At 59.5% G+C, this 17,211-nt stretch carries 13 protein-coding genes; 11 read left to right on the forward strand and 2 right to left on the reverse strand.

The features are described from left to right. Positions 1-36: 36 nt before the first annotated feature. From ACW4E8_RS32310 to ACW4E8_RS32350, 9 genes are all read left to right on the forward strand, one after another. Complete coding sequence (locus ACW4E8_RS32310; protein WP_456808225.1) at positions 37-312, forward strand: hypothetical protein; 276 nt, start codon at positions 37-39, stop codon at positions 310-312. 282 nt (positions 313-594) lie between these two features. Continuing rightward, the gene (locus ACW4E8_RS32315; protein WP_456808226.1) at positions 595-1,515 is read left to right on the forward strand and encodes a haloalkane dehalogenase; all 921 of its coding nucleotides are present in this window, start codon (positions 595-597) and stop codon (positions 1,513-1,515) included. Further along, positions 1,512-4,478, forward strand: a complete 2,967-nt coding sequence (locus tag ACW4E8_RS32320) for an FAD-binding and (Fe-S)-binding domain-containing protein (protein WP_456808227.1) — start codon at positions 1,512-1,514, stop codon at positions 4,476-4,478. Before ACW4E8_RS32315 ends, ACW4E8_RS32320 begins: the two co-directional genes overlap by 4 nt. 35 nt (positions 4,479-4,513) lie before the next feature. Next, positions 4,514-5,461 (forward strand): dihydrodipicolinate synthase family protein, encoded by a 948-nt coding sequence (locus tag ACW4E8_RS32325; protein ID WP_456808228.1) that lies wholly within the window; start codon positions 4,514-4,516, stop codon positions 5,459-5,461. A gap of 67 nt (positions 5,462-5,528) precedes the next feature. Continuing rightward, positions 5,529-6,770, forward strand: coding sequence for an MFS transporter (locus ACW4E8_RS32330; protein ID WP_456808229.1), 1,242 nt, complete (start codon positions 5,529-5,531; stop codon positions 6,768-6,770). A gap of 13 nt (positions 6,771-6,783) precedes the next feature. Beyond that, positions 6,784-8,046: an FAD binding domain-containing protein gene (locus tag ACW4E8_RS32335; RefSeq protein WP_456808230.1), complete on the forward strand. Its 1,263-nt coding sequence runs from the start codon at positions 6,784-6,786 to the stop codon at positions 8,044-8,046. Further along, positions 8,043-9,302, forward strand: coding sequence for an LVIVD repeat-containing protein (locus tag ACW4E8_RS32340; protein ID WP_456808231.1), 1,260 nt, complete (start codon positions 8,043-8,045; stop codon positions 9,300-9,302). The genes ACW4E8_RS32335 and ACW4E8_RS32340 overlap by 4 nt, the downstream gene beginning before the upstream one ends. Positions 9,303-9,498: 196 nt before the next feature. After that, positions 9,499-10,575, forward strand: coding sequence for a porin (locus tag ACW4E8_RS32345; protein ID WP_456808232.1), 1,077 nt, complete (start codon positions 9,499-9,501; stop codon positions 10,573-10,575). A gap of 2 nt (positions 10,576-10,577) precedes the next feature. Then, entirely contained in the window at positions 10,578-11,888 is a 1,311-nt protein-coding gene (locus ACW4E8_RS32350; RefSeq protein ID WP_456808233.1) for a chloride channel protein, read from the forward strand. A 703-nt stretch (positions 11,889-12,591) separates the two neighbouring features. Here the strand turns inward: ACW4E8_RS32350 and ACW4E8_RS32355 are convergent. After that, positions 12,592-13,524 (reverse strand): LysR substrate-binding domain-containing protein, encoded by a 933-nt coding sequence (locus ACW4E8_RS32355; protein WP_456808234.1) that lies wholly within the window; start codon positions 13,522-13,524, stop codon positions 12,592-12,594. A gap of 501 nt (positions 13,525-14,025) precedes the next feature. On the opposite strand from ACW4E8_RS32355, the gene ACW4E8_RS32360 reads away from it, so the two are divergent. Further along, positions 14,026-15,012, forward strand: a complete 987-nt coding sequence (locus ACW4E8_RS32360; RefSeq protein WP_456808235.1) for a Gfo/Idh/MocA family protein — start codon at positions 14,026-14,028, stop codon at positions 15,010-15,012. A 410-nt stretch (positions 15,013-15,422) separates the two neighbouring features. On the opposite strand, the gene ACW4E8_RS32365 is transcribed toward ACW4E8_RS32360, so the two are convergent. After that, positions 15,423-16,388, reverse strand: coding sequence for a LysR substrate-binding domain-containing protein (locus ACW4E8_RS32365; protein ID WP_456808236.1), 966 nt, complete (start codon positions 16,386-16,388; stop codon positions 15,423-15,425). 95 nt (positions 16,389-16,483) lie between these two features. Here ACW4E8_RS32365 and nfsB point away from each other — a divergent pair, with 95 nt between their 5' ends. After that, positions 16,484-17,137, forward strand: coding sequence for an oxygen-insensitive NAD(P)H nitroreductase (nfsB, locus tag ACW4E8_RS32370; RefSeq protein WP_456808237.1), 654 nt, complete (start codon positions 16,484-16,486; stop codon positions 17,135-17,137). The last annotated feature ends 74 nt before the right edge of the window (positions 17,138-17,211 follow it).

Raw genomic sequence — 17,211 nt, forward strand, 5'->3', positions numbered from 1 at the left:
TGTGTAAGACCACGGTCTTGAACATGGCGATGAGGATTGCAACGAGGCGCGAACCGCGAGAACACCGACGTGTGGGCGAAGATCGTTGCTAAGTACGGCCTTGCCAGCGGAGACTTGGTGTCGTTTGTCGGTCAGGGCGACCAACACGTCGACTTTGCGTTCGCATCCGGTGCGCCCGCAGGTCCGGTCGCCTTCGTCAGCACTATCAAGCTTCGTAAGGCAGGGTTTGGCGCTGTGGTCGATACTGGTGATGCGTTCTGCGATGCGCTCCAGTCGTTCATCGATCGCAAGCTTCTGCCGCCTGCGGTGTAACGTACCGGCTTGCTGCTGGTACTAAGCAAGCGTGCAGAAAAAAGGGGTGGCTGAGTGATTGGCCACCCCTTTGCAATTTCAAGGGGTGTTGTGCGGGGGATGCGTCGGCTCGAGCATCACGCGGCGATGGGTATTCACAAAACTCATGCAAGAGCCGAATTCTTTACGCTTGCGACGGCTCCCGGCCGAGACCAAACTGCATCAAAGCGTAGACGCCGCGCTTGCAAGCCATTCTTAGCGTGAATGCGTCTTCACCAATCCTGAATCAGAACTGGAGACAACATGACATCGGCCAACGCTGCGCAGCAGCACGACAAAACTATCAGCGCAGATTTTCCGTTTCAGATGAAGCGCATCCCGGTGCTCGACGCCGAGATGGCCTACGTCGATGAGGGCGAGGGCGATCCGATCATCTTTCTGCACGGTAACCCCACGTCGTCCTACACATGGCGTAACGTCATTCCGTACGCGCTGCCTTTCGGACGCGTACTCGCTCCGGACTTGATCGGCATGGGTCAATCGAGCAAGTCTCCGAGCGGCTCGTATCGGTTCTTCGATCACGCCGAGTACCTGGATGAATGGTTTGCCAAGCTCGGCTTGAACCGAAACATCATCCTGGTCATCCAGGACTGGGGCGCCGCCTTGGGCTTCGACCGGACAAGCCGTTTCCCGGAGAGTGTGTCGGGCATCGTCTATATGGAAGCCATGGTGCGCCCTCGTCTGTGGTCTGACATGCCGCCGGAACGTCAAGCTGTCTTCAAGCGCCTACGTGGCCCAGAGGGCGAAGAGATGGTTCTGCGTGACAACTTCTTCGTCGAGAAGATGCTGTTTGAGTATGGCGTGCTGCGCAAGCTGACCGATGAAGAGAAGGCGGTCTATGCGGCGCCGTTCCAGACGCCAGAGTCGCGTAAGCCCACACTAATGTTTCCGCGGGACATTCCGTTTGATGGCGATCCGCCCGACGTGCACGCGCGAGTTAAGCGCTACAGCGATTGGATGGGCGCAAGCCATCATCTGCCCAAGCTGTTTATCAACGCAACCGAGGGCCATGGAACTGCTGGCGCGGCGCGGGAACACTGCCGGCAGTGGCCGAACCAGACCGAGGTTACGGTAGAGGCCCGGCACTACGTGCCGGAGGATTGCCCGCACGAAATCGGCGCAGCGTTGACCACGTTCCTCGAACGTGTGCGGGAACGTGCATGATGTCCGAAACGCCACTGCACGCCGCGTTACGAGAAGGATTAGGCGCCGCCGTGCGGTTCGATACGGCGCATCGCGCGGTGTACGCATCCGACGCCTCGAACTACCGCCAGGTGCCCATCGGCGTTGTCGTACCGGATTCGCTCGATGACTTCATCGAGGGCGTAAAGATCTGCAGCGCCCATGGTGCACCGATACTGACGCGCGGCGGCGGAACCTCAATGAATGGGCAGGCGGTCAACGAGGCGGTCGTCTTCGACATGTCGTCGAGGTGCAATCACATCATGGCGCTCGACGCCGAAGCTCGGTTCGCGGTTGTCGAGCCAGGGGTGGTGTGCGATGCGTTGCGGAATGCGGCAGAAAAGTACGGTCTGACGTTCGCCCCGGATCCGTCAACGCATAGTCGTTGCACGATTGGCGGCATGGTCGGGAACAACTCCTGTGGGCCGCATTCCGTCATGGCCGGGAAGACGCTTGAGAACGTGGAAGAGCTCGAGGTTCTGACCTATGACGGAGAGCGCTTCTGGGTCGGCCCAACAAGCGAGACTGAGCTCGAAGAGATCATTCGCGCTGGCGGCAGAAAGGGCCAGATCTATGCAGATCTGAAGGACTTACGAGACCGGTACGCGGACCTCATCCGTGCCCGATTCCCAACCATCAAACGACGTGTATCCGGCTTCAATCTGGATCAGTTGCTGCCGGAGAACGGTTTTAACGTGGCGCGAGCGCTGGTTGGAACTGAGGGAACGTGCGCAATGACACTGCACGCACGCCTGCGTCTCGTGACGAGTCCGTCCGTGCGTGTAGTGCTAGTACTCGGATTCGATGACATCTACGTCGCTGCCGATGCAGTTCCCGAGTATGAGAAGTTCGGGCCAATCGCGATCGAAGGATTAGACCGCGCCATTATCCGGGGTCTCGAGGCTCGGAATCTTGCCCAAGCAGAAATCCAGTTGCTGCCGCCCGGCGACGCATGGGTCGTGATGGAGTTTGGCGCGAACACGTTGGACGCTGCAGTGGAACAAGCCAAGCGTGCTGCAGAGTATTTCCGCAATCGCCCCCAAGGGCCACGTCCCAGCACGCGGGTGGTGCCGGAGAAAGGCGTGCAGCAGCGAATCTGGTCCATCCGGGAGAATGGGGCGTCCGCTACCCAACTGTCGATTGATCCCAACGTCCCGGATCCGCAAGTGGGCTGGGAGGATGCTGCCGTCGACCCGCACCGACTTGGCGATTACCTGCGCGCGTTCCAGGCGTTGGTCGACCGCTATGGCTATAGGACGTCGCTGTTTGGCCATTTCGGCGACGGATGTGTACATGCTCGCGTAACTTTCGATCTGCGCACGAAGGCCGGCGTAGCCCACTTCCGCGAGTTCACGCGCGAGGCCTCGGAGCTTGTCGTTGCCTATGGCGGGTCGCTGTCCGGCGAACACGGCGACGGCCAAGCGAAGGCTGAGTTCCTTCCCATTATGTTCGGGGAGGAGTTGGTGGGTGCCATGCGTGAGTTCAAACGCATCTGGGATCCGCGTGGCAAGCTCAATCCCGGCAAGGTCGTCGATGCGTATCGCGTCGACGAAAATCTGAGAGCCGGTCCAAACTACAAAGTCATTCCCATTGCGACGACGTTGCAGTTTCGCAGTCAGGAAGGCAACGGATTCCAGCGTGCTGTAGAGCGGTGCGTTGGAATGGGGCGGTGCCGTTCCGCTAAGGGCGGGACGATGTGTCCAAGCTATCGTGCGACACGGGAGGAGCGGTACTCCACACGGGGCAGGGCGCGGTTGTTGTGGGAAATGCTCCAAGGGGATGTGGTCCGCGATGGTTGGAAGAGCGAGGCCGTAAAGGAAGCGTTGGACAGCTGCCTAGCCTGCAAAGGCTGTCGCAGCGACTGTCCAACGCATACGGACATGGCTTCTTACAAGGCTGAATTCCTGTCCCACTTCTACGAGGACCACAACCGTCCGCGTCAGGCGCTGTCGATGGGCAGAATCGGCGACTGGGCCCCTCTGGCATCGAAGGCTCCGGCGCTAGCGAACTTTTTGACGCAAACGCCAGGTGTTTCGGTGATTGCGAAGTGGGTGGCAGGGGTTTCGCAGGACCGGGATCTCCCGCGCTTTGCTCCGCGCTCATTCCGTGCGGGGCACAAGCGGCAGCATCGAGGGATCACGCGACCCAGGGTCGTGCTTTGGGTCGACACGTTTTGCAATCACTTTCATCCGGAAGTGGGTGAGGCCGCGGTCGCCGTTCTGCGCCACGCTGGCTTCGCGGTGGATGTCCCGGAAGAGCCGCTCTGCTGTGGGCGCCCGCTTTACGACTTTGGCTACCTCGACCTTGCTCGCGACAAGCTGGCGCAGATCCTGGACGCGTTGGATCCAGTTCTCGACGATGGTGGGGACGAGGAGCCGGTACGTCTGGTCGGACTTGAGCCGGGTTGTCTATCAGTTTTCAAAGACGAACTACCGAAGCTGTTCCCAGATGATCCCCGAGCGCGACGGCTTGCGGATCGAGTAATCCTGCTGGGCGACTTCCTTCTTGAGCGGGACTACGTCCCTCCACGTCTAGAAGCTGACGTGCTGGTGCATGCGCACTGCCACCAAAAATCGCTCTTCGGAACCCAGGGCGATATGGAAATGCTCGAGCGGAGCGGGGCGCGGGCGACTTTGCTCGATAGCGGTTGCTGCGGCATGGCCGGCTCCTTTGGCTTTCATCCCGATCACATCGAACTGTCGCGCGGCGTGGGAGAGCAAGTCCTACTGCCGGAGGTACGCAAACAGCCAGCGGACACGGTGATTCTCACGAACGGCTTCAGCTGCCGGGAGCAGATCCGCCAGGAGACTGGCCGGGAAGTCTTGCACCTGGCCGAGCTACTTCATCGGGCGCTTAAACATGGCCGCCATGTCGGTGCGGCTTCGGCAGGCAACGAACACGCCAGCGACGTGCTGGCGCCAATTGCAGCGCAGGACATTGGCTGAGTGCCATTGTTCGTTATATCAGTAAGGAGACATCTGTGACATCTGTTGCATTCCAGCCGCGGCAGGACCGGTTGCGTGGCGTGCTCGCCCCGGTGCTGACGCCGTTCACGGCGAACCTCGATCCGGACTGGCCCGCATTTTTCAACCATTGCCAGTGGCTGCTGGAGAACGGCGCTAGCCTCGCGATCTTCGGCACTAACTCCGAGGCGGCTTCGTTGTCCGTCGACGAGCGCATTGCGCTGACGGATCGCCTGCTTGAGGCAGGCATTCCGGGGCCACGCCTGATGCCCGGTACGGGTAGCTGTGCGCTTTCCGACACGGTTCGTCTTACGCGCCACGCGGTAGAAAATGGTGCTGGCGGTGTGCTTGTGCTGCCGCCGTTCTATTTCAAAGGCGTATCGGACGACGGTCTGTATGCGTACTACGCGGAATTGATCGAGCGCGTCGGCGATGCTCGTCTCGCCATCTACCTGTATCACATTCCGCAATTGACACAGGTCCCGATCTCACTGTCGCTCATTGAGCGGTTGCTCAAGCAGTACCCACAGGCGATCGCCGGCGCAAAAGACTCCTCGGGTGACTGGGAGAACTCGCGGGCAATGATCGAACAGTTCTCGGGCGAGGGCTTCGACGTGTTCCCGGCAAGTGAGTCGCTGCTTTCCAAGGCATTGCCAATTGGCGGGGCGGGTTGCATTAGCGCGACCGTCAACATCAACCCTCGTGGAATTCAGGCGCTGTACGAAGCACTGACGTCGGGCAACGAGCAGGACGCGTCTGCATTGCAGGGCGAGGTAGACAAGGTCCGCCAGATCTACCAGTCGACGGCGATGATTCCGGCGATGAAGTACACACTTGCCGCAGCGCTTGGCCATTCGTCGTGGGCCACCGTGCGACCGCCATTAGTACCCATGGCCAGGAAGGATGGGGCAGCGCTGCTTGCTCGCTTGGACTTGGCTAGTTTTTCCCTGAACCGCATGCAGTAGGCGGGACGCGGCCGCAGAGCCGCGCTGCCAGGACACGTAGTGAACACAATCTTCAAGGAGACAAAAGATGGCCGCAATCGAAACGATTCCGTACGGCGCTACCGACGTCGAGCCGAAGACTCGCTACAGCGAGTGGCGCGTCTTGATGTTCCTGCTCTTGCTGGGCACGTCGTATATGTTCAATGCAATGGACCGTCAAGTATTCCCTGCATTGCTCGGTAGCATCCGTTCGGCGTATGGACTGACCTTACCGCAAGGGGGGCTTGTCAGTACGATCTTCACCATCAACGTAGCGATTTTCGCAGCGCTGAGTGGCTGGTTCATGGCCAAATTCGGACGGCGTCACGTGCTCTTGGGAGGGCTGATCGCATACTCGTTCTTTACGCTGGCCACACCGTTTGCCGGCGGCTTCGTGAGTCTGACAGTGCTGCGCGCTTTGACGGGATTTGGGGAGGCTCTCCAAGTCGGCGCTGTCTTCGCATGCATTGGCGGGTACTTCGGTGCGAACCGCGGCGCTGCCATGGGGGCAATGCAGACCTTCTTTGGGCTTGGTGCGTTTTTGGGGCCGGTACTCGGAACTCGGCTAGAGGCCTGGGCAAATGGGTGGGAAATCTCGTTCTACGTCTTCGGCGCGGCAGGTATTGTCATGGCGCTCATTGCCGCCGCGACGCTGCCGCGTGATTTCACGGAGGCCGGTGAGGTAGCCCGGGTCGCGCGCACTGTAAGCGCTGATGAGCCGTCCATCTGGTGCCGCAATGTTGTACTTGGCTCGATTTCGTTCGGCCTGGTTGGCCTGACATTCTTCTCCTACACCGCGCTCTACGCGAGCTATCTGCACGGCGCCCTCAAGTTCTCGTCGGTGGACGCCGGATCTGCTCTCGGCATGTATGGGATTGGGGCGATGTGCGGTGTTATCGGCGGCTGGATCGGAGACCGAACGGGCCATCGCAGCGTTGTCGTGGCTCTGCTGATTCTAGGTTCGGCCGGGTATCTGCTGTTCCACGGGTTCACGTCATTCTGGCTGCACCTGGCGATGTCGTTCGTATTCGGCCTGATGGTCAGCGGCTTCCTGTTTGCACGGTTCATGTCGGTGGTGCAGCGTAGCTGTGCACCGAGCAAGATTGGTCAATGTGGAGCAGTGGCTCTGGCCGCGTTCTACCTGCCTGGACCGTTTGCCGGATATCTGTTTGGGGAGCTCGTAGGGAAAGTGGGCTGGTCGTCCGCGTCCTTGTTCATGGTTGTGGTGCCGCCGATTGTGGGCGCCGTGCTGATGAGCTTCGTCAATTATTCCAAGGTTCGTCAACACTAAGAGGAGACATGTTATGCAATACGCAAACAATTCTGGGCGCCAGCGCCGAGCCATCATTATCGGTGGTTCGATGGCAGGCCTGTTTGCGGCCACGTTGCTGCGCAAGGCAGGCTGGCGTACCGACATATATGAGCGCACTGAGGTGGAGCTGTTTGGCCGCGGCGCAGGTATCGTCACGCATGATGATCTGATTCAGACACTGGAAAGCAGTGGCGCAGACCTGAACGACTTGGGTGTGCACATCAGCGAGCGCATCGCGATCGACCAGGAAGGAAAGGTAGTCGAGCGTCTTCACTACGACCAGATTGTGACGTCGTGGGATCGACTGCATCAGATCATGCGTGCCACGATCCCGCCGGATTCGCACCATCTCGGCTACAACCTCAAGGCAATTGAGCAGACCCCGGATTCGGTTACCGCAGTGTTTGAGAACGGTGTCCGCGAAACCGCCGACCTGCTGGTGGGCGCCGATGGCTTCCGTTCAACCGTGCGCGGGATCGTCGCCCCCGAAATTCAGCCGATCTACGCTGGCTATGTCGTTTGGCGTGGGCTGGCCGAAGAAGCCGATATTCCACCCGAGGCCCACGCGGCAGTGTTCGACAAGTTCGCGTTTTTCCTGCCTCCGAACAACAAGAACATCGGATATCCGATCGCGGGTCCGAACAACGACCTTCGCCCCGGCCATCGGCGATTCAACTGGGTGTGGTACCGACCAGTTGATGCGTCTCAGCTCGATGACATGCTGACGGATAGTGACGGTCACCGTTACGACCTGTCGATCCCGCCGCCGAAGGTGCGTGCGGACGTTATTGAGGCCCTGAAGGAAGATGCACGGCACATGCTGCCGCCTGCGATGCGCGACATCCTGATGTGCGTGGAGAAGCCGTTCTTCACGCCCATCTACGATCACCTGTCGCCGAGTCTCGTGTACGGGCGTGTCGCGCTCATTGGCGATGCCGCCGCAGTATGTCGGCCGCACATCGGCATGGGCATCGCCAAAGCCGGCTCCGACGCCGAGGTGCTCGCGCAGGAGCTCGCTGGTGGGGTTGACATCGACGAGGGCCTCGCGCGATTTGATCACGTACGGCAGCCAATCGCTTCGCGCTCGGTGCAACGAGGCCGGGATCTGGGCGAATACATGCTCGAGCATGTCGACCCGTCGGAATGGCAAAACGATCCGCATTGGCGCGAGTTCCACAGCGTGTCTGGAATTCTGAAGCACACGGCATCGTCGAAGTTCCTTCGCCGGCCCGAATCGCAGGGAGATGAAAAGTGAAGCGTTCCGATTTGCCCGTGCCGGATTTGGCGCGGAACATGCGGCTGATCGGCCATTCAGACCAGGGCGGTCGGCCGGACGCAGTGCAGATCATGGTCCACCGTGGCTATGCCTATGTGGGGCATATGTTCTCCAATGGCTTTAGCGTGATCGATGTGCGCGACCCGAGTCAGCCGCGCGCTGTGAATTACGTTGCTGCGCCACCGAATACTTGGAACATCCACCTGCAGACGCATGACGACCTGTTACTTGTCATCAACGCCAAGAACATGTTCGCCGCCCAGGAGTTCCAGGATGAAAAGGCCTACTACAGCGGCGCGCTCGGCCAAAAGGTTGGGACGGCTGACGGCAAACGTGCGGAGCGCGATTGGCGGGCCGGTTTGGCTGTCTACGACATTTCGCGTGGTGGCGAGCCTCGCGAAATCGGGTTCATGCCGGTGGATGGAGGTGGCATTCACCGTGTCTGGTACACCGGCGGCCGCTGGGCCTACGCGTCCGCGCTGATCGATGGCTTCACCGATTACATCTTCATCACCATCGACATGTCGGATCCGACCCGCCCGCGCGAGGCCGGACGTTTCTGGCTTCCTGGGATGAACCTGGCAGCCGGGGAGTCGCCTGACTGGGATCCGGCGCGCAGGCACGGACTGCATCATCCCATTGTCCATGGTGATACTGCCTACTTGGCGTGGCGCGATGCGGGGATGGTGATTCTGGACGTCAAGGATCGGACCAAGCCGCAACTGATCTCGCACAGGAACTGGTCGCCCCCGTTTGGTGGAGGCACTCACAACTGTCTGCCGCTTCCTGACCGCGACCTGCTTGTCGTACTGGACGAGGCTGTGCTTGATCATCAGGAAGATGGTGAAAAGCTGGTCTGGATGTTCGATATCCGTGAACCGGCGAACCCGGTGAGCATCTCGGCATTTAAGTCGCCGACCGACATCCCCTACAAGGCCAAGCCAGGACATTTTGGCCCGCACAACCTGCATGAGAACCGTCCAGGCAGCTTCGTTAGCTCCGAGTTGATCTTCACCACATATCAGAACGCAGGTGTTCGCGTGTTTGATATCCGTGACAAGTATGCGCCGCGTGAAGTAGGCGCGCTGGTGCCCCCGGCGCCGGCGACGCTGGTCGACTCGCGTCCGAATAGGCCGCAGGTCATTCAGTCTGCGGATGTTTTCGTGGACAGCAATGGAATGATCTACAGCACGGACTACAACGGCGGTCTCTACGTCATGGAGTTCCTCGGCTAACGATATGTGCGGTCCGGCCATTGGCCCGGACCGCACCGTGCTAACCGTTTCAACAGCCCCGGCCTGACGGTTTGTTTCGCGCACTACCGAATGCGCTGCTTTGCGATCCACGCAAGCGGCGGGGGAGCGTTCGTTCGCGCGAAATCTATAGCCGATGGCCAAGGCACTTTAGACCCGAGCAGTAAGGAGGAGACATATGAAAATTCGACAACATAAGCTTGCTTTCAGCAATCGGGTCCGCCAGGTCTGCGGGGTATTTTCGCGCAGAGCTTGGCCGGTGGCAGCTGTATTGGTGGTTCCGTCGGTATGCCAGGCGCAGGCGCAGGGCGTGCAGATCTACGGCCTGGTCGACTCGTACTTGGGGAGCACCAAGCTAAGTGGCGCGAGCCACTCCACTGTTGGCGTGGAGGGCGGTGGTATGCAGACTTCATTCTGGGGACTGGCCGGTACGGAAGACCTCGGGGCGGGTCTGAGAGCGAACTTCCGCCTTGAAGGCTACCTGCAGCCTGATACAGGTATTGGCGGCCGAAATCCGACCGACGGCCTGTTCGCGCGTAACGCCTATGTGGGCCTCGAGCACCAGCGATTTGGTGAGGTGCGCCTCGGACGGCTGGGAAATCCGTTGTTCCTTGCAAGCGGCTTGTATGATGCGTTTGCGTTCTCCACCAAACTTTCGCCCTTCAACAACATGCTGTGGACGCCGGCCGAGGGACGGTACGTGGCTGGCGATACTGTCTGGAGCAACGCAGTCGGCTACTACTCGCCAGACTTCGGAGGTTTCAGCTTCCGCGGTCTCTATAGTCTTGGCGAGCAATCTGGAACCAACGCCTCGAACAATGCGGGTGGTACGTTGCTCTATGACCGCGGACCGTTCTCTGCCGCGTTCGGGATCCAGCGCACACGGGTGGGCCCGGGTCTACCCACTGGCAGCTGGGCTCAGACGGCGATGCTTGGTGGCGTGTCCTATGACTTCTCGGTCGTCAAGTTGATGGCGACGTATGCCCATACGAGCACGAGTGGCGCCTCCACCCTGACCGACACGGCTCAGATCGGCGCGACGGTTCCCGTTGGCAACGGAAAGTTCCTGTTGTCGCTGGCGAGTTCACGCGTGCGAAGCGACGTCATGAAGGATTACCGGCGCCATGCAGTGTCGGGCGGTTACGACTACGCGTTCTCCAAGCGCACCGACGTCTACGGCGCAGTCATGTTCGACAAAATCACTGGCACTGGGAGCGGAACCACGTTCGCAGCCGGCATCCGTCATAAGTTCTAGGCATGGCTTTGTCGATGCGTAGCTTGGCAGGCACTGCGCGTGCCTGCTGGTTCTTGTGGCCTGGGGTCGTGCTGGTGGGGGCGGTGGCCGTGCTGTATGCGTGGGCGATGGTGTCCGCGCATGCGGCGATGATGACATTGGTTGACGCCTTCCCTTCGGCATTACTGGTCATCATGCCGGCAGCAGGTGCTGCGTGCGTCTGGATCACGAGACGATGGTTTGTCGGCGCAGAAGGTAGCGGTGTGCCTCAGACGATCGCTGCGCTTGACGGTGACTTGGCGACGCAGCGCTGGCTACTCAGCTGGCGCTTGCTGCTGGGAAAAGTTGGACTCTCGGTCTTGGCAACTGCCGCCGGGTTTCCGATTGGCCGGCAAGGGCCCACGATCTACTTGGGCGCTGTGATCATGCATGAGATCCGTGCACGCGTTCCCCTGCTGCAAAGGCGGTCGGCCTCGGAGGTTTCGGACCGGCAATGGATCGCCTTGGGAGGAGCGGCTGGACTCGCGGCCGCGTTCCATACGCCTCTGGCTGGGGTCACGTTCGCGTTGGAGCAACTGCTGGTCGGTGAGGAAATCCGCGGCCGTACTGTTGCGCTACTCCTGATGGCAACGTTTGCGGCCGTTGCTGTCCCTCTTCTTGCCGCCTCCGGAATTGTGGCCCCACAGATCCCGCCTGGCATCCGAGACGGGCAGCTGGTCATGGCTGTTCTGTTGACTGGTGCGGCTACTGGGCTGGCCGGAGCCGGCTTCGCATGGATGCTAGTGCATAGCACGCGTTGGCTGCCGGTTTGGCTTGCGGCCCTTCGAGCTGCACGCCCTGTGATCTTTGGTGCTGCGTGTGGGCTGTTTGTTGCCCTGCTTGCGATGAGCTCGCGGGGCAGGATTCTGGAGAGTGCTGAGCAGGTTGTGCACAGGATCTTGGAAGGTGGAGAATTCTTCCCGGTCGAGGTATGCGCAAGATGGCTCGCCCTTCTCGCTACGGCTATTGCGGGCATCCCCGGTGGTGTCTTCGTACCATCCGTTTCGATTGGGGCAGGTATAGGAGAAGTACTGCATCAGATCATGAACTCTGTCGACGTCCAGGTTTTTGTGACCTTGTCCATGGCGGGCTACCTTGCAGCCTTGACGCGGGGCCCATTCACGGCTTGCGTAGTTGCAATAGAGCTGTCTGGCTCACTGCGGGCTTTGTTCCCCATACTTGCTACTTGTCTCCTCGCCGCCTGGATATCCGCGAGCTTTGCCCCGCCGCTGTACCGTGCGCTTTCGATTTCCTACAAGGGTGAGAGTGCGCCAAAGAGGGGCGGCCACGCTTAGCCCGTGGCCCTGGGGCGATTCTCTAGCGTCATGTGGTGTATGCTGCAGGAAAGACTTCTGCAACCTCCACTGGAAGGCTGCCCCGTGCCCCTGGCTTTGTCTGGTTTTCCTTTGCTCTCCATGACAAGTAATGATTTGCGTCTGAATCCCAAGGTTCAGGCGTTGCGCGAACGCGCCGAGGCGATCTTGTTTGTTAGAACGCAAATGGCTCGCTTTGGAATTCGTGTCGAGGACCTCCAGGCCGCTGGCTGCTTTCGGGCGTCGAGGGAACCGTTGGCTGTGGCACGAAGCACGGCGCGATTCGGAGATGCCCTTGGTCATCTTGGGACGGTGAAGGCGAGGTGCCTGCATGGCTGCAAGGCCAGACGGTTGAACATCTTCGCATTGGAACCGCAATTTGACGGGTGGCCGGCGGCCTAACGGCAGAGATCAACTGGGAGACTCGCGGAAGTGCTGTCGAGCCTGGTTGTCCTACGTCGATGCCGTCGCAGCCTGATCGCGTAGGTGCAGATTGCGGTGCCAGAGAACCAGCCAATCGATCTGGCATATCTTGGACACTATTTGGATCGGCTCGACCTTTTCGTCTCGCATCTGTCACGATTGACCGTCTGATGTTAGCAAAGTCGAGCCGCTCCGGTCGTTTCGCAGCGATTGGGCGTCCGGAGCGGCTTCGTTCCCGAGCGTGCTCCGGAAATAGCACGGTTTAGGGGTCCAAGCTTCGTTCGGCTTCCGTGGCATGTACGTGCGGTTCGCGCGCAGTCATCAACCAATCACGGAAAGCGAGGATGTGGGGAAGATTTGCGAGATGTGGCGGTACAAAAAGGTGGTAGAACAGTCCTGAACGCAGCGGGCTGTCAAGCGCAAGTTGCAGGGATCCTTCGCGTAACTCGTCCTCGACCAGGAAGCTCGGGACCAATCCAACTCCCATGCCGGCAACCACGGCTTGAATCAGATGAGAGGTCAGTTCGAACTGCGGCCCAAGCCGCATGACCGCGTCGGGTAGACCGTGGGCTTGGAACCATTGTCGCCAAACGAACGGCCGCGCGGTGACTTGCAGTAGCAAATGGCGTGAGAGATCGATAGGCGCGCTAATTGGCTGACTCGCCGCAAGTGCAGGGCTAATTACGGGGAGGAGCCTTTCCTCAATCAACGGATAGGACTGAAGTCCAGGCCAATGGCCGTCCCCGACTCCTATGGCCACGTCCATGCCTGCGCGCTCCAGGTCGAACTGTCCGATGCGAGCATGCATGTGAATGAAGATATCGGGGTGCTTCTGGTAAAAGTCCTTAAGCCGCGGCAGCAGCCATTTGCTGGCGAACGTTGGAAGCGCGGCCAAATGGAGAATGCCACCACCAGAGCGGCATGCCATGACCTGCAGCGACGCATTTCGGACGCGCTGAAGCGCGCCGTTCACTTCCCTGGCGTACAACGCACCAGCTTCCGTCAGCTCAATCTGCCTCTGATCCCGACGAAAGAGAGTGACCTCAAGAAGCTCTTCCAGCGCCCTGACTTGGCGGCTGACAGCACTTTGCGTAAGGGAGAGTTCTTCACCGGCACGAGTAAAGCTCAAGTGGCGAGCCGTGGCTTCAAATGCCACCAGTAATGACATGGAGGGAGTCAGTCGGCGGGGGTTCATTCGCGGAACTCATGCAAGAGCGGAGATATTTACGTTTGCGGTAACAGTAGTTGAAGACGAAACTTGATGCAAGGGTGGTAAAGGCATTCGGTGCATGAATGACCCGCGCCATCCACCGACAAGAGGCGATAACTACATGAAAGATGGAGACACTGCACTGCAACAATCCAGCGCAATGCGAGGCGCGTTCCCTCTCATAGGAAATCGAGCTCAAGCGCGGCGCTTCTCGACCCTCGAGTGAGTAAGAAGGCTTTGGAGCTCCGCAGTCGATTGGTACCTGCCGCTACCGGAGACGGAGACAGGCAAAGCCGTGGCGGAGGCTCGGCTTTCTGAAATCGGCAAAGCGGCGGGTTGCGTGGCACTGAGTCATCGCACCGCCTCGCATGACCGCATTGGAAGTGCCCATCTAACCGGCCTGAGGGTTTGTGCGAACTTCCGCTCATCCCCGTAACTATCCCAGCTGGCATGGGTTGCCGGCGCGCACTTTATTGGAGTTTGATCATGACGTTGAACGCAGCAATTGTGGGGCTTGGCTGGTGGGGAAAACACATACTGAAGCAGATGGCCGAGTCGAAAGACCTGAGGTTTACGGTCGCGGTAGGCAGCCGGGAGGCACACCGTGCCGTGGCTGACGAGCATGGTGTTACCTTTACGACTAACTACGAGGCTGCGCTAACGGATGAGGAAATTCAAGTTGTCGTCCTGACAACGCCTCATAGCCTCCACGCCGAGCAGGTACTGCAAGCGGCGGCTCACGGCAAACATGTCTTCTGTGAAAAGCCCTTGGCTCTGACCGTGGCTGATGCGACACGTTGCGTCGTAGCTTGCAGGCGGGCTGGTGTCGGGCTGGGAATCGGCCATGAACGTCGCTTCGAACACGCCATTGCGAAGCTCATGACCCTCGCGAAGTCCGGCGAATTGGGCAAAGTCGTCCACGCCGAGGGAAACTTTAGCCACGACAAGCTGGTAGGAGTGAGCACTGACAGCTGGCGTTTCGTGGACAGACAAATTGCGCCTGTAGCAATGACCGGCACGGGTGTCCATCTGACCGATCTGTTTCTGGATCTGTTTGGCGAAGCTTCTGAAGCTTATGCGACGTCGCCCCGGGTTGATGGCGCTGATGGCAATACAATCTCACTCCAGCTGCGGTTCGCATCGGGGGCGACAGCGTACATGAACTCGGTCCTGGAGACTCCCCTGTACATGCGCTTTGCCGTGTTTGGATCTGCTGGGTGGGCGGAGGTGCGAAACTTGGCTCACCCGGATGCACGGGGCACAAGCACGTTGGAGGTTAAGATGGCCAACGGCGAACAACGCTTGACCACGTTCGATTGGAATGACTCGGTGCGAGACAATCTGGAGGCATTCTCCAGATCCCTTACCGCGGGGGCGCCCTATCCGATTCTGATGGAACAGATGGTAGAGAACGTTGCGGTCTTATCTGCAACGGCGGAGTCGCTGGAGTCTGGGCGGCCGGTGAGCGTGTAGGTTTACTGTATCGTCGATCGTCGACGACGCTGACAAGATCGGATTGTTCAGAGAGGGGAAAGGATAGTTCCCTTCCCCTTTTGCTCTTGGTGCAGGCTATTGAACTTGGATCGAACGGACGTGGAGCAGTTGCTCTGGCTCAAGTTCTTGTTCCCACCGTTGGCAAGTGGAAATTGCATCGCGATCCAGTTCTCCACGCGTTCCACTTCACGTTGCACGTAGTCGCGGTCGCCTAGCGCATTGGACAGCATGGCGATCCCTTGGCTTAGCATCAAGATATACAACGCCAGCTCCTCGGCGTCCGTTGAGCGGCCGAGACCTTCAAATCGTTCACGAAGCCAGTCGCGAACCGTACTGGGGGCAGGGCGGGCTCGATTTCCTCAATCGCTCGCTGCAGGCTAGTTCTGGTCCTAGACTGCGATATCCTTCTCGCTGCCTGCGGTCAGTCGCCTTTGAAGGTCTGCCTTGACTGGCATCCTCGCGCTCAGGGCGGACAAGTAATCGCGCAGTGCCGCGTGCAAGTATCTCACCGCCGGCGAGAACTGCTGACGGTGAGGGCACACCAGGTTGAGAGGCGCCAGTTCGCCGGGCTGCTCAGGCAGCAGCAGCTCGAGCCGGCCGTGTTCGACATCGTGGCAGACGTCGATCCATGACTTGTACGCAATACCCCTGCCATCGATTGCCCATTTCCTCGCGATATCCGCATCGTCGCAAATCAATGTGCCTTTGACCGTGATTTGCCTGCGGGCACCCGCAGCGGGGAATATCCATCGGTCGTAGATCCGGCCCCCGCGTGCAAAGGGCAAGCACTGATGAGCGGAAAGATCCTCGAGCGCCGTTGGCCGTCCATGGTGCTGGAGGTACTCTGGCGAGGCAACGAGAACACGTCTGTTATTTTCAGCGAGCGGTAGGGCCACATACGTGGCGTTCTCGTTCATGCCGTAGCGAATCGCGATGTCTATGGGATCGCGGAATACGTCTGCTAGCTGATCGGACAGGGATAGCCTGAGCACGAGTTTAGGGTGCGACTGCCGAAATTCGGTGAGCAACGGAAGCAGGATGTTTCGCCCCAAGTCCGAGGGCGCTGCGATCTTTAAGGTTCCCTGCAGGACCTGGTGCTCTCCGCGCAGCCGGTCCCGCCCTTGCCTTAGCATTGCGAGGACGTCGTCCGCGTATGGCAGGTATTGTTCGCCCTCCGCAGTCAATCTCAGGCTGCGTGTCGATCGGGCAAAGAGTCTGATTTCGAGCTCGCGCTCTAGACGTCGGATGGCTGCGCTGACTTGTCCGGGAAGCAAGTCGGCCTCCCTGGCCGCATTCGAAAAGCTCCCAAGAGCAGCCGTGCGTACGAAAAGCTGTAGATCATCAAGCCTGATCATTTTCACTCCAGCAGTAAAAGTCTTATCTCAGTTTCCTGCTTTTTTGAAGGCTCCTCTGCACTGAAGCTTCCGTATCTTTCACGCGGGAGTCCACCATGAATCTTATCCATGCAGTCCGTTCGCGTCACGCTGTCAAAGCCTATGAAGGCGGGAGAGCTTTGCCCACGCAGGAGGTCGACGCGCTGCTCACGCTGCTGCACAACAGCCCATCCTCAGTCAACTCGCAGCCATGGCATTTTGTGGTGGCATCGACCTCCGCCGGCCGGGAGCGGATAGCAAAGGCGACCACGGGTGCGTACGAGTACAACAATCCTAAGGTGAGAAATGCGTCGCACGTTATCGCGTTGTGCATGCGCGTTGGTATGGACGATGCTCACCTGGACGCGCTCCTGGAGCAAGAGAGCATCGACGGCCGGTTCAAGGTGCCTGGCTCCAAGGAGACCCAGGACAAGGGGCGCAGAGCATATATCAACACGCATCGCTATGAGCGTCGCGACGTTCCTCAATGGATGGAGAAGCAGGTCTATCTTGCACTTGGTGGTTTGTTGCTGGGTGCAGCGATCCAGGGAATTGATGCGACGCCGATGGAGGGCTTCGACGCTGCCGCCCTCGATCGGGAGTTGATGCTTCGTGAACGTGGTTTGACGAGTGTCGTGCTCGTGTCCCTAGGATACCGAAGCGAAGCCGACTTCAACGCCGATCTTCCAAAGTCGCGTCTGCCGCAGCACGAGTTGTTTACCTTCATCTAATTCCCATAAGTGTCCAGCTGCTCCCCGCGCTCAGCGCCGGGGAGTCCGACCAGCGCTCGCCAAGCGTAGATGTG

The sequence above is a fragment of the Cupriavidus sp. CP313 genome, assembly GCF_054072015.1.